9 protein-coding genes and 1 pseudogene are annotated in these 14,747 nt (G+C 37.7%); all 10 read left to right on the forward strand.

The genetic code is table 11. The annotated features are described in order from the left end of the window. Positions 1-228: 228 nt before the first annotated feature. Positions 229-1,687, forward strand: a pseudogene (locus JOD14_RS01835) (DUF2264 domain-containing protein); the annotation flags it as partial. 9 nt (positions 1,688-1,696) lie between these two features. Beyond that, the gene (locus JOD14_RS01840) at positions 1,697-2,851 is read left to right on the forward strand and encodes a glycoside hydrolase family 88 protein (RefSeq protein ID WP_239576041.1); all 1,155 of its coding nucleotides are present in this window, start codon (positions 1,697-1,699) and stop codon (positions 2,849-2,851) included. 239 nt (positions 2,852-3,090) lie between these two features. After that, a complete protein-coding gene (locus tag JOD14_RS01845) occupies positions 3,091-4,839 on the forward strand; it encodes a glycoside hydrolase family 35 protein (protein WP_204652989.1) in 1,749 nt (582 codons plus the stop codon). 716 nt (positions 4,840-5,555) lie between these two features. Further along, positions 5,556-7,337 (forward strand): glycoside hydrolase family 35 protein, encoded by a 1,782-nt coding sequence (locus tag JOD14_RS01850; protein ID WP_204652990.1) that lies wholly within the window; start codon positions 5,556-5,558, stop codon positions 7,335-7,337. After that, positions 7,330-7,455, forward strand: coding sequence for a hypothetical protein (locus tag JOD14_RS13310; RefSeq protein WP_275581264.1), 126 nt, complete (start codon positions 7,330-7,332; stop codon positions 7,453-7,455). The genes JOD14_RS01850 and JOD14_RS13310 overlap by 8 nt, the downstream gene beginning before the upstream one ends. 170 nt (positions 7,456-7,625) lie before the next feature. Beyond that, positions 7,626-7,880: a hypothetical protein gene (locus JOD14_RS01855; RefSeq protein ID WP_204652991.1), complete on the forward strand. Its 255-nt coding sequence runs from the start codon at positions 7,626-7,628 to the stop codon at positions 7,878-7,880. 21 nt (positions 7,881-7,901) lie between these two features. Beyond that, positions 7,902-8,903 (forward strand): LacI family DNA-binding transcriptional regulator, encoded by a 1,002-nt coding sequence (locus tag JOD14_RS01860; protein WP_204652992.1) that lies wholly within the window; start codon positions 7,902-7,904, stop codon positions 8,901-8,903. 341 nt (positions 8,904-9,244) lie between these two features. Then, positions 9,245-11,581, forward strand: coding sequence for an alpha-L-arabinofuranosidase C-terminal domain-containing protein (locus JOD14_RS01865; protein WP_204652993.1), 2,337 nt, complete (start codon positions 9,245-9,247; stop codon positions 11,579-11,581). Positions 11,582-11,608: 27 nt separating this feature from the next. Then, positions 11,609-13,381, forward strand: a complete 1,773-nt coding sequence (locus JOD14_RS01870; RefSeq protein ID WP_204652994.1) for a glycoside hydrolase family 43 protein — start codon at positions 11,609-11,611, stop codon at positions 13,379-13,381. A 343-nt stretch (positions 13,382-13,724) separates the two neighbouring features. Continuing rightward, positions 13,725-14,684, forward strand: a complete 960-nt coding sequence (locus JOD14_RS01875) for an ArsR/SmtB family transcription factor (protein ID WP_204652995.1) — start codon at positions 13,725-13,727, stop codon at positions 14,682-14,684. Positions 14,685-14,747 lie beyond the last annotated feature (63 nt).

Below are 14,747 nucleotides of genomic sequence, written 5' to 3' on the forward strand. Positions count from 1 at the left end.
ATCAGTTTTTCAGAAGAAATCAGCCAACTTCTCGAGCTTTTTAAAGAAGTATTTGCGAACGAAATGGTGCTTTCTGAAGAAACTTTAAATAACATTATGGGTCAGTTTATCCAAAAACTACCTCAAGCAACACAAAACCAGTTGAAGTGGGTTGCTTGAAACTAAATTATCGGGTTATTTGCTTGATATCATGAGATTCGTGTGCACTTTTTATGTTTCAAGTTTTAGTTATTAAATAAAGAGAAAACTTGGGATCGTTTAACCAAGCAGGAACAAGAAAATCTTCATCGTTGGCTCATTCAAGTGAATCATTGTGAAATACCACCGAATAACTGGCATTTTTTCCGCGTACTTGTAAATGTCGCGATGAAACAATGTGGGATGACTTACTCACAAGTGAGGATTGAAGAAGATTTAAATAAAATTGATCATTTCTATCTGGGAGACGGTTGGTATTGTGACGGCGTTGAAACGCAAATCGATTATTATGTTTCGTTTGCGATTCATTATTATAGCTTGCTTTATACTCGATTTATGCCTGAAGACGAGTTACGAGTAGCCAAAATGAAAGAGCGGGCAACAATTTTTGCTCAAACTTTTAAATATTGGTTTACCCAAGAAGGAGCAGCTATTCCTTTTGGTCGAAGTCTAGCGTATCGCTTTGCACAAGTTTCTTTTTTAGCGCCTTAGTTTTCGCCGATGTTGAAGCGCTTCCTTGGGGTGAAGTAAAAGGAATCATTAGTCGTCATTTACATTGGTGGATGCAACAAGCGATTTTTACACCTGAAGGACGATTGTCAGTCGGGTATGCATACGAGGGCTTGATTTTTGCAGAAGGTTATAATGCACCCGGTTCACCTTATTGGTCATTTAAAACGTTTATTTTGTTAGCGGTGCCAAAAGCGCATCCTTACTGGCAAGCGAAAGCTCAACCGATTCAAATTGCTGAACCGCAGCTTGCTAGTCCCGTGAGTAAAAATTTTTACCAATACAATGATAGCCAGCGTATCTGTTAAGTTTTCCAGCCGGGCAGTGGATTAATTACCAGAGTCATGCAAGTAGTAAATATAGTAAGTTTGTCTATTCGACTCATTTTGGGAATAGTGTTCCAAAAAGTAACTATTGGTACTACGAAGGAGCATACGACAATTGCTTGGCTTTAGCCGAAGACGATCATTATTTCCGAACAAAAGCTTGCGATCAAGCATATGAAATTTGCGAAGATCGTGTTGTTCATGAATGGGCGCCTTGGGAAGACGTTCAGATAAAAACAACGATTATCCCGCTAAAAAATGCTCACGTTCGTCTTCATGAAATCGAGACAAAACGAAAATTAATCGCGTATGAAGGTGGCTTTTCAATCCCGATAACACCAGAAGAAGCGCACCAAGTAACAACGAATCAAGCACAAATAAAAAGTACCTTTGGGTGTTCGGAAATTACAGCGATTACTGGTTTTACGCAAGCAGGGATTGTTCGAACAGAGCCAAATACGAACCTATGTCATCCGCGAACCCATTTGCCGCACTTAAAAACAACTCTTTCAAGTGGCCATCATCGGTTGATTTCAGTCGTCAGTGGTTACTTACCCGGCGAACGAGTCGCGATGCCAGTCATTATGCAAGAGCAAGATCAAATGACGATTGAACAAGAAGGAAAAATAATTAAAATAAACACGCCACAATAGGAGGAAGAAATGAATAAAACAAAATTAACACCAGAATATGCTTGGTTACAGGAGCAGATTGATTTCTCACTGAACAAAATGAAAGACAATCAAGCCATTTTTAAAACGCTTGTCCCACCAGCAGCGAGTAAAAATCTCGTTTATATCCCTGAAGAAAGTACCGATTGGACGGCGAGTTTCTGGATTGGAATGCTCCTTTTAGGAAAAGAATTAAGCGGGACAAGTGATTATGATGAAGTGATCGCTTCTCAAATGGCGGAATTTCATCACCGTTTAGCGCACGAAATTGGACTAGAGACGCATGATATTGGTTTTTTATATTCATTATCAGCAGTGGCCGATTATCGGGTAAATAAAAACGAGACATCAAAAGAACTAGCGGTTAAGGCTGCGGATTTGTTAATGAAACGATATTTACCAAGCGCAGGTATTATCCAAGCATGGGGAAATCTAAATGATCCAGAGCAGCAAGGCCGGATGATTATTGATTGCTTAATGAACTTGCCACTTCTTTATTTTGCAGCAGAAGTAACAGGCGATGATTCCTATGCGAAAGCAGCTTATCGTCATGCCAAACAAACGCAAAAATATATTGTGCGAGAAAATGCCACCACGTATCATACGTATTATTTTGATCCTGTAACCGGGGATCCGATTGAAGGGAAAACACAACAAGGCTTTTCTGATGATTCTTGTTGGTCAAGAGGACAAGCTTGGGGAATCTATGGTTTTACATTAAGTTATTTACATTCTGGCGACACCTCATTTTTAGAAACAGCAAAAGCCGTCGCGGATTACTTCATTAAAGAATTACCAGCAGATAAAATTAGTTATTGGGACTTGATTTTTAATGATGGTAGTGGCGAAGAACGCGATAGCTCAGCCGCTTCAATTGCGGTGTGTGGCCTGTTAGAACTAGCCCGTCACTTGCCACTTTCAGATGCTAAAAGAGCGGAATACGAAACCGTTGCACTTGAAATTATGACTTCTTTAGCAAAAGATTACACGACGAAAGAGCAGCCAGAATCAAATGGATTACTCTTACACGGTGTTTATGACAAGAAAAGTGATAAAGGGGTGGATGAGTGTATGATTTGGGGCGACTACTATTACGTCGAAGCCTTGATTCGTTTACGTCAAAGTTGGTTTGCTTATTGGTATTAAAAGGATGACTAATATAATAAATATTTGTATATAATATCTACCGATTAAATAAAAAACATTGAAATATGGGTTGCTAATCCGATTATTTTGTGTAGCACTGCTAGGAATATAATTTAATTCTGTCTAATCGAGTTTTTTGTTTCGTTATCTGATACTTTCGGGTTTCGTTGATGATACTTTTATTGTGTGAAAATCGTTAAAATAAAGGAGACCAATGCAATTGAAAAGAGGGGAAGAACATGGGGAAATTTGAAATTAAAGAAGAATTTTATTTGAACGAAAAACCAATGAAAATTATATCAGGTGCAATTCATTATTTTCGTGTAGTACCAGAATACTGGCGCGATCGCTTGGAAAAATTGCGTTTAATGGGCTGTAATACGGTTGAAACGTATGTTGCTTGGAATATTCATGAGCCCCAAGAAGGCGAATATCAATTTCAAGATGGTAAAAACTTACGTCAGTTTATTCAAATCGCACAAGAAGTAGGGCTGTACGTTATTTTGCGTCCGGCGCCATATATTTGTGCCGAGTGGGAATTTGGTGGCCTGCCTTACTGGTTATTAAATGATTCGAATATGAAAGTGCGTTTTGATTATCCGCCATTTATGGAAAAAATTGATCGTTATTTTGATCAATTGTTTGCGCAAGTCATTGATTTACAAATTACACAAGGTGGCCCGATTATTTTAATGCAAGTTGAAAATGAGTACGGTGGCTATGCAAATGATAAAGCCTATATGCGAAAAATGGCGCAAATGATGTTAGATAAAGGGGTGGAAGTCCCGTTGGTAACATCGGATGGTCCATGGGGCGACATGCTTGAAAATGGTTCGATTCCGGAAATGGCTTTTCCAACAATTAATTGTGGTTCGAAAATTAAAGAACATTTCGCTCGTTTACGCGAATTTCATGGTGAAAAACGCCCACTAATGGTGATGGAGTTTTGGATTGGCTGGTTTGATGCGTGGGGCGATGAGAAGCACCATACAACGAGTGTGGCGGATGCGGCACAAGAATTTTCAGATATTTTAGAAGAAGGATCCGTTAATATTTATATGTTCCATGGGGGCACAAACTTTGGTTTTACAAGTGGGGCAAACTACTATGAAAAACTTGCGCCAGATGTGACCAGCTATGATTACGATGCTTTATTAACGGAGTGGGGAGATACGACACCGAAATACGAAGCGTTTAAAGAAATTATTCAACGCCATACAGCTATCCCAGAATTCCCACTGTCGACTAAAATTCAGAAAAAATCTTATGGCACCCTTTCGGCATCAGAACGTGTTTCGTTGTTTGCTACGCTTGATACAATTAGTGAAAAAGTTCATTCGAATTACCCACTTTCAATGGAAAGCTTGCAACAAGGAACGGGTTATATTTATTACCAAAGTCAAATTGGACCTGCACGACCAGTTGAAGATTTTCGTTTGATTTCTTGTATGGATCGAGCAAATGTCTTTGTTAATCAAGAACCGAAATTTATTCAATATGATTTAGAAATCGGGCAACAAGAAAAATTTGCCTTAGAAGCGCCTGAAAATGAATTAGGTGTTTTAGTTGAAAACATGGGACGTGTGAATTACTCCGTTAAGATGAATCATCAACACAAAGGAATCAAAGATGGGGTTGTCATTAACGGCGCCTTCCAGAGCGAGTGGGATATTTATACCTTGCCGATGGATAATTTGGAAAAAGTTGATTTCTCACAAAAATACGTACCGGGGCAACCAAGCTTTTCACGTTTTGTTTTTGAAGCAGATGAACTGGGTGATACGTTCATTGATATGGAAGGTTGGGGCAAAGGTTTTGTCGTGGTCAATGGCTTTAATATTGGCCGCTACTGGAAAGTTGGCCCACAAAAACGTCTGTATATCCCAGCACCAATTTTACGTCAAGGGACAAACGAAATCATTATTTTTGAATCAGACGGAGAAATAGCAGAACAAGTTGTATTAACAGATACACCAGATTTAGGTTAAGAAAAAGTGTCGCAAGAGAAGGAATTTCTCTTGCGACACTTTTTTTATTGGAGAAAGGCGGATTTGAGAGGTAAAATAATGTCTACCGATTCAATAAAAAAACATTGAAACAGCGGTATTTGACCTCAATATTTTATATAACAAGTGCAAGATTTTTAACGTTAGAACATGGAAAACTGTGCGCTCTTATCAATGTTGAAGGCTTCTAATGTATAATCCACAAATTTACCTGTAACTTATTTTTGCAGATTTTGATCAACTGGTGAGTTTAAAGAATAAATCCTGAAGATTGTTAAATTAAAAAAGAGGCTCGTATTCCTTGGGAAGAACTATCAAAGAAATATGCTAAATAAAAAAGGCGATGTTGTGCAACCTTTACAAATGGTTTTTTTGGTACCTTACGAATTCAAAAAAATAGTGATTTAGTGCTGAAGAAAGCGTTATGTAAATTCAAGAAAATCCTTATTTAAAAATCTTCAGTAGACATTAAAATAAACCTCGGTAAATTTTTAGTGATATTTTAAACATGTATAGTAAAAGTTATTGACGATATTTACTAGTGGTGTTATATTGTGGTTGTAACGAATAAATACGCTTTCAAAAAAAGCTTATTGTTACGGTAATCTTATCAGTGATTCAATTCGTAATCATTGAAAAAAGTTCAAGAGATATACATTCGACGGATTAGAAATATCATTTTAAGGAGCGAGAAATAAATGGATTTTCAAATTAAAGAGGATTTTTTAATTGATGGGCAGCCAGTTAAATTAATTTCAGGGGCTGTTCATTATTTTAGAAGTTTACCAGAAAAGTGGGAGCATATTTTATATAATTTAAAAGCAATGGGTTGTAATACGGTTGAAACGTATGTGCCATGGAATTTACATGAACCTAAAAGAGGCGAATTTAATTTTACTGGCCATGCAGATATCGAAGCCTTTTTAAGTTTAGCGCAAGAGATGGGTTTATATATTATTTTACGGCCATCGCCTTACATTTGTGCAGAGTGGGATTTTGGTGGCTTGCCTGCATGGCTTTTAAAAGATAAAAACATGCGTATTCGTAGCCGTCAACCGGAATTCTTAACAGCTGTTGCTTCTTATTACGCTGAATTATTGCCGCGTGTCACGAAATTTCAATACACACAAGGTGGCAAGCTATTGATGGTCCAAGTGGAAAACGAATATGGCTCATACAGTGAAGACACGAATTATTTGCGAGCGCTGGCTAAAATGATTCAAGAAAATGGCATTGATGTGCCACTATTTACGTCAGATGGTGGTTGGAAACAAGTTTTAGATGCAGGTACGTTATCAGAAGATGGGATTTTAGCTACAGCGAACTTTGGTTCAGATGCAGATACGAATTTTACCGCGCTAAAAAAACACAATGAAAAATTCGGCTTAAAACATCCTTATATGTGTATGGAATTTTGGGATGGCTGGTTCAATAATTGGGAAGAACCGATCATTAAGCGCGACCCAGAAGAGACGGCAAACGAAGTACGTCAAGTCTTGAAGTGGGGAAGTATTAACTTTTATATGTTCCATGGTGGCACCAACTTTGGCTTTTATAATGGTTGTTCGGATATGGGACAAAGAGATGTACCCCAAATAACTTCTTATGACTACGATGCTCCATTGAATGAATATGGGGCACCAACCGAGAAGTTTTTTGCCATTCAACGTGCGATTAAAGAATCTTGTCCAGAAGTTGAAATTTTTGAACCAAAATATCCAACGTTAACGAATTTAGGAGAACATTCAGTGACAGAAAAAGTGTCATTGTTTGCGACGCTCGATAAACTAGCACAAAAAAAAGTCAATGACTATCCTTTGAATATGGAAGCGTTAGATCAATCTTTTGGCTACACATTATACCGAAGTACTTTAAAAGAAGCTCGAACAATTGATAATTTACGTGTAATCGATGCAAGCGACCGTGTGCAGATGTTTATCAATGAACAATTAGTCGCAACCCAACAATACGAAACGATTGGACAACCAGTTGCTGTGACGTTAGACAAAACAGAAAATCAATTAGATATCCTTGTAGAAAATACTGCTCGGAATAACTATGGTCCCAAATTAGTGGCGCATACCCAATTTAAAGGGATTCGTCGCGGGGTAATGGAAGATATTCATTATATTTCTAATTGGGAACATTATTGTTTAGAATTAGAATCAATCGAGTCGGTTGATTTTTCTAAAGAATGGGTAGCAAACACCCCCGCATTTTATAAATTTGAGGCAGTGATTGAACAAGCGGCAGATACGTTTATTGATTGTAGCGGCTGGGGCAAAGGGGTTGTATTTGTTAATGGCTTTAATATTGGTCGTTTCTGGGAAAATGGCCCTGCCGTAAGCTTATACGTACCGAGCCCACTATTAAAGGCCGGTGTGAATGAAATTGTAGTGTTTGAAACAGAAGGCCGTGACTTACAGACCTTGTCATTTGTTGATCACCCCGTTTTTAAACAGGTTGCATCGCATGAGTAAAGGAGTGTTAAAAAAAGAACCGCTTCATTCTTATATTGGTTTTTTGAATAAGCAAACGATTGAAGCGTTCATAAAACAAATAACAGCTGAAAATCCAATCGTAGTAAACAACTGCTAAAACGAGCAACAAGGCCGCATGATTATTGATTGTAATATGAATTTGCCACTCCTGTTCTTTGCTTCAAACGAAACGGGAATGAAAGCTATCGACAAGCAGCGAAAAACCAAATTGAACGAGCCGAAAAATATTTTATTCGCCCGGACGCAACGACTTTTCACACGTACCACATGGATGTAACGACAGGTGAACCTAAATATGGATCCACTGCACAAGGCTATGCCGATGATTCTTGTTGGTCAAGAGGACAAGCCTTAGCCAAAAAATATACTACTAAGAAATACCCAAAATCAAATGGTATTCTCATAGAAGGTGTTTATACAAAACCTGGCAACCACGGCGTTAATGAATGCACATTGTGGGGAGATTACTTTTATTTTGAAGCCTTAATTCGTCTTTATCAAGCTTGGTATTCTTATTGGTAAAATAAGAGAGGAGTGTTTTTCGTGGCGACAATTAAAGATATTGCCCAATTAGTGAAAGTATCGCAGACGACTGTTTCACGCGTCTTAAATTATGATCAAACATTATCGGTAAGCGATGAGACAAAAAAGAAGATTTTTGAAGCAGCCGAACAGCTAGAATACACGAAGCATAAACGTGTCAAAGCTGTTGAAAAGGGGAAAATTGCGATTTTTCAATGGCTGACAGAACGCGAAGAACTCGATGATGTCTATTATCTTTCTTTAAGAATGGGTGCTGAAAGAAAAATAATGGAGCTCGGGTATGATATTTTACGTGTCTTCCAAGGAAATGATTTTATCCCGGATGATGAGGTAATCGGTGCAATTTCAATTGGCGAATGCACGGAAGAAGAATTAAAAGTGGTGACAAACTTTACGGAAGAAATTGTCTTTTTGAACGTGGATCTCTTATCTGATCAATACGATTCTGTAAAAGTTGATTTTGACCAAGCCGTTTCAAATGTCATTAGTTTTTTTATCAATCAAGGACACCAAAAGATTGGTTTTATCGGTGGGAAAGACTATGTTTCAAAAGAAGAAACACAAGAATATGAGCGCGATCCAAGAACCGTATCTTTTGAACGTTATATGAAACAATCAGGATTGTACCAAGAAAAATATGAATTTTTAGGTGATTTCAATGTAGAAGCAGGTTACCATCAAATGAAAAAAGCGATTGAAAACTTGGGTGAGGATTTACCAACGGCTTTTTTTCTAGCGAGTGACCCGTTGGCGGTAGGCGCGCTAAGAGCATTGCAAGAAGCTCAAATTCGTGTGCCAGAAGAAGTCTCTTTAATAGGTTTTAATGATAGTAGTATTGCTAAATATGTTTATCCAACCTTAAGTTCTGTGAAGGTTTATACGGAATTGATGGGAGAAACAAGTGTCGAATTGTTAATGGAAAAAATCGAAACGCAACGAAAAATTGCCAAACGCGTCATTTTAGCAACGAAATTGAAATTACGCGGAAGTACAACAGAATGATCAAATTGATAAAAAGAAGCGAAAGAGAGTTTGGGTGAGACAAATTCTCTCTTGCTTCTTTTTTTGGCCAATTAAAATACCCATTGTTGTGAATCGGTAACTTTAAATGTTAAAACATTGAATAAATTATCTTCAAAGCTTATTATTACTGTTTTAAATAGATGATAGAGGTGTTGTAAGGTAAATTTAATAGAATAAAGTTAAAAATACCTTAGTTAAGGGCTTTCATTTAATTGATAATATGATAAAATAAAAAGTAATTATCGATATAGGATATTTTACATGTTTTATAAAACGATTCGTTACTTCATGTAAAAACCTTTCGGAGGAGGATGGGGTTTTTGGCTAAAATAAAAATACAATGTGATGAAAAATTAATGCCTCTTGGTGATTTATATGGTTTGTTTTTTGAAGATTTGAATCATGCCGCAGATGGGGGTCTGTATGCAGAGATGATTCAAAATCGTTCGTTTGAATTTTGCGAGTTAGATCATCCGACTTATCATGCTCTTTATGCCTGGGAAGATGCAAACGGACAACCGCTATCTGAAAAGAGTACGAGTCTTCGTGTGTTATCAGATGATTTTTTACATGTCCAAAATCGGAATTATTTAAAAGTAAATCGACTAGAAGAAACGATTATAAGAAATCGAGGCTATAACCAAGGTTTGTATTTACAATCAGGAGAGAAGTATCGTCTGTCATTTTTTGCCAAACCAGATTTAAAGGAACAACAACTCATTTTGCAATTACAAAATGCATCTGGCGAGGTTTTTACCGAATCCGTTATTCCAATTACCGAAAAGAGTTGGCGTAAATATGAAGTAGTCGTTACTATGGAGCGAACCGTTACAGATGGCCGTTTAGCGATCGTATTTCCACCAAAAACGGATTTAGCGATTGATATGATCTCAGTCTTTCCTGTAAATACATTTAAAAATCGCGAAAATGGTTGTCGCAAGGATTTGGCCGAAAAATTAGCCGCGATGAAACCGAAATTCATGCGTTTTCCAGGGGGCTGTTTAGTACATGATGGAAGTTTAAACGCAGAAGATCATGATTCGATGTATCGTTGGAAAAAAACGCTTGGTCCCGTCGAAACACGGCCGACTCGTCGTAATAATTGGGGATATAATCAATCATTAGGCCTTGGCTTTTTTGAATACTTTCAATTGTGTGAGGATTTAGGAGCAAAACCAATCCCTGTCCTACCAGCTGGCTGGGATCCACACCATCAAAGAGCGGTACCAATAGCGGAGTTGGATGAGTGGCTACAAGACGCGTTAGATTTAATTGCGTTTGCAAATGGTGAGGCGGACTCGACTTGGGGAAGTGTGCGCGCAAAGATGGGGCATCCCGAACCATTTTCTCTAGAATACCTTGCGATCGGAAATGAGGAAGTCGGTCCAGAATTTTTTGAGCGCTATACATATTTCCACGAAGCAATCCGCCAAGCTTACCCAGAAATAAAACTAATTAATTCAGCTGGCCCATTTTCAGCCGGAAGTGAATATGATCGTGGTTGGGAAAGCGCTCGAACGCATCAATCGGATTTGGTCGATGAGCACTACTACGCTTCGCCAGAATGGTTTTTAGCCAATCATACTCGTTACGATTCTTTTGATGCACAAGGGCCTAAAGTTTTTTTAGGGGAGTATGCAGCAAAATCAAATCGTTGGTGGAGTGCATTAGCGGAAGCCAGCTACATGATTGGATTAGAAAGAAATGCTGATAAAGTAGCGCTAGCTTGTTATGCCCCGCTACTTGCAAACATCGATTATGTTAATTGGCGACCAGACTTGATTTGGTTTAACCAAGAAACCGTTTATGGTTCGGTCAATTACGATGTTCAAAAATTATTTATGACCAATCAAGGGACGCATAACGTTGCTTTTGAAATGTCCGATTTTCCTGAAGCTGAAATTGTCGATGATACAGCAATGACCGGTTCGTTTGGTTTCGTTGGCGATCATGCGGATATAGAAGTAACTTCTTTGACTGTTACGGATGAAAAAACCGGTCAAGTCACGGCATATGATGTGAAAACAATCGGTGGCTCTGAGCGTCAGCTACTTGATACGCTTCAAATGGAACATTACAAAATAACTTTTCATTTTACCAAAACGGGTGGTCGGGTAGATAAAGGATTCCAGTTATTCTTTGGTCAAAAAGATGAAAAAAATTATTATAGTTGGAGCTTGGGTGGTTGGCAAAACCAAGATTGTTTGCTAAGTAGTCATGTTAACGGCTGCGACAGTGTCCTAACGCAATCAATTTGGCAAGTACAAACGAATCAAGCCTATCTTTGTGAGTTGGAGGTTAATCATCGTCAATTAACTACAACAATTAACGGCCAGGTATTTAACGAAACAAAAGAGTTACCGTTAGTGATCCAACCCCTTTATGTAAATACGGTATATGACGAAGAAAAAGAAGTGTTTATTCTAAAAATCGTCAACGTGAGAGAGGATCAATTTCATTTTAACTTGGATAATTCATGGGATAAAATTAATCTGACGCAGCTTTCAGCAGAAATCACAGCAGAAAATTCGCTAGAACACCCTGAGCAAGTAACGGTTAAAAAAGAGGAGATTCCTTCAAGTAATCAAGCATTTGTTGTGGAACCATTTAGTGTTTTATTTTTAGAGTTTACCCCCCCAAAAAAAAATAAGAAATAAAAAATAAAATGAAACGGAGAAAAAATGATGGAAAGATTTTTATTTGCGCACTTCACAGGTGAGCACGAAAATGGTGAACAAGTTTATTTTTCGGTCAGTGAAGATGGCCGCCACTTTCATGACTTAAATGAAGGGCATCCTGTATTAACGTCGAAAATCGGAAAAAAAGGTGCTCGTGATCCTTTTTTAATTCGCGATGAAAAGAACCAAAAATTTTATTTAATCGCGACAGATTTGAGAATCCGTGCTGGAGAAGGTTGGATTGCTGCACAAGAAAAAGGAAGCTTAAACATTCTTGTTTGGGAATCTGAAGACTTGGTTTACTGGAGTGAACCACGCTTTTTACCTGTTTTGTTACCACAAGCAGGAAATGTTTGGGCACCGGAAGCGATTTATGATGAAGAAAAAGAAGCTTTCTTAGTCTTTTGGGCTTCTAAAGTCGATGGGAAACATAAAATGTATGCGGCCTATACCAATGATTTTAAAGAATTAAGCGAACCGTTTTTATTTTTAGAAAAAGACAATGACGTAATTGATAGTACAATCATTAGGAAGGAAGAATACTATTACCGCTTCACAAAAGATGAGACGACTAGTCGGATTATTATGGAAAAATCACCAACTTTAACTGGGACATACACACAAGTAGACTCACCACTCTTAGCTTCATTAAAAGGAGTGGAAGGCCCTGAAATTTATCAAGTAAGTGATGGCCAATGGTATTTAATTGTTGATCAATTCTCTAAAGGGTTAGGTTATGCCATTTTAACGACGGCTAACTTAGGCGAAGAAGATTTTGTCTTTATGCCAGAAGAAGACTATGACTTTGGTGAAAATTTAAAGCGTCATGGTGGTGTATTGCCAATTACACCAGCAGAATATCAACGTTTGCTTAAATACTATCAACAACAAAACCCAGTAATTAAAGGACTTTGGGCGGATCCGGATTTGGTAAAATTTGGGGATGACTATTATATTTATCCGACAACAGATGGAACAAAAGATTGGGGATCAGATGCATTTTCTGTTTTTAGTTCAAAAAACTTACAAGATTTTACTCACGAAGGCGTCATTGTTGATTTCAAAACAACGCAAGTTCCGTGGGCAGTCAGCCATGCATGGGCTCCTTGTATTGCTGAAAAAGCCGGGAAATACTACCACTATTTTTGTGGGAAACGAGCAGACGGGCAATCTTGTATTGGCGTAGCGGTTAGCCAAAGTCCAGTTGGGCCGTTTGTTTCAACACCAGAACCCTTATTAACGCCAGAAGTGATTCAAGAGCACCAATTAAAAATGGCTCAAATGATTGACCCGAGTATTTATCAAGAAGATGGCCGCACCTACTTATTATTTGGAAATGGACAAACAGGCGCCATTGTGGAATTGACGGATGATTTAGTTGGTTATAAAAAAGAGACGTTGCAAGCGTATGAAGGCCTGGTTGATTTTCGTGAAGCAGTTGAAGTTTTTAAAAGAGGAGATTTGTATCATTTTACCTGGTCAAGTGATGATACCCGAAGTGAAAATTATCACGTAAACTATGGTATTTCAAAAAGTTTGTTTGGTCCAATCACGTACCAATACCCAATCTTAGAAAAGTATCCTGAAAGAAATATTTTAGGCACAGGACACCACAGTATTTTAAAAGAGCCTGATAAAGATGAATACTATATCGCTTATCATCGCTTTGGCACCCCACTAGAAAATTATCAAGAAGATGAAAAAGGCTTCAATCGTGAAACCTGTATTTCCCCACTTGACTTTGATCATCAAGGATTATTAAGAAAAGTGATTGTTTAAGAATAATAGGCAAGAAGAACGCACACGAATTACTACTAAAGGTACGGAATGTGCGTTCTTTGCTATAAATAAAATCTAATAAAGATAATTAAATAATAGAATTGATAAAATGTAAGCGTTTAATTTAAAGGCGACACAACTGGTATTAATTGATAAAACAAGCTTTTTAATTAATGAACGGCCAGTATTCTATTTGAACGAATAAAAAAGAATGAAATGCAGTCGAATAGTTAGGTAATTAGTTAATAGCATAAATTAAATTCTTGACTTTTTACTTTGTTCAGTTTATAAAGAGGAGGATAGGCTAGTTAAATTGTAAAGGATATAAAGGAGTCGATGAGAAATGAGAGTACCCTTATCAGAAGAATCATTACCCGTTTTTGAAGCAATCTCAAGCGCGACACGTATAAAAATTATTAATTTGCTTTCAAGAAAAAGAATGAATGTAAAAGAACTAGCAGAGGAATTAGAACTGAGTAATCCAGTGACCGCGAAACACGTAACCATTCTTGAAAAAGCCGGGATTATTAAAACCGAACGGATTCCAGGAAAAGCAGGAATGCAAAAACAATCAATTTTAAAGGTCGACTTAATTGAAATTAATTTTCCGCAAAAGATTTATCCGGCGTATGAATTTTACGATATTTCAGTTCCAATTGGTCAATATATTGATTTTGATGTCACGCCAACTTGCGGTCTAGCCAGCGAGTATGAACAAATCGGGGAATACGACGAGCCAAAATACTTTGTCGATCCTCGTCGTTCAGAAGCATCAATCTTATGGTTCACGAAAGGATTTGTCGAATATAAAGTTATGAATCCGTTAAGCCATAACGATCGACTACAAATGGTTGAAATTACGTTGGAACTTTCTTCAGAATTTCCAACAGGGAATAACAATTGGCCATCAGACATCACCTTCACTTTAAATGGTATGGAAATTGGCACGTGGTTATCACCGGGCGATTTTGTGGACGTAAAAGGAAAATTAAACCCAGATTGGTGGCAATCCACGATGAATCAATATGGTGTGGAAGTCAACATCCGAATTACCAATCACGGCGTTTGGATTAATGGGAAACAAACACTTTGGGCGCGAATGAAAGAATTACGCTTAGACAAAATGATGTATGATTTTAAAATTGAAGTGAAAGAAGATGCGGAACACGTAGGTGGTTGTACGATCTTTGGTGAGAAATTTGGGAATCATCCGACCAATATTGATTTTCGCTATTATTATAGTGAGAAGAGCGACCCGGAGGATGAAATGCTCCCACCTGAGCTACCAGTAGAATCGGTTTAAAAATAAAAAAACTTCTATTCCTTTGTATATTGATAGATAAGAAACCTTGACTTACTTTTGTCA

The organism is Enterococcus lemanii, from assembly GCF_016909125.1.
Classification (GTDB): Bacteria; Bacillota; Bacilli; order Lactobacillales; family Enterococcaceae; genus Enterococcus_I; species Enterococcus_I lemanii.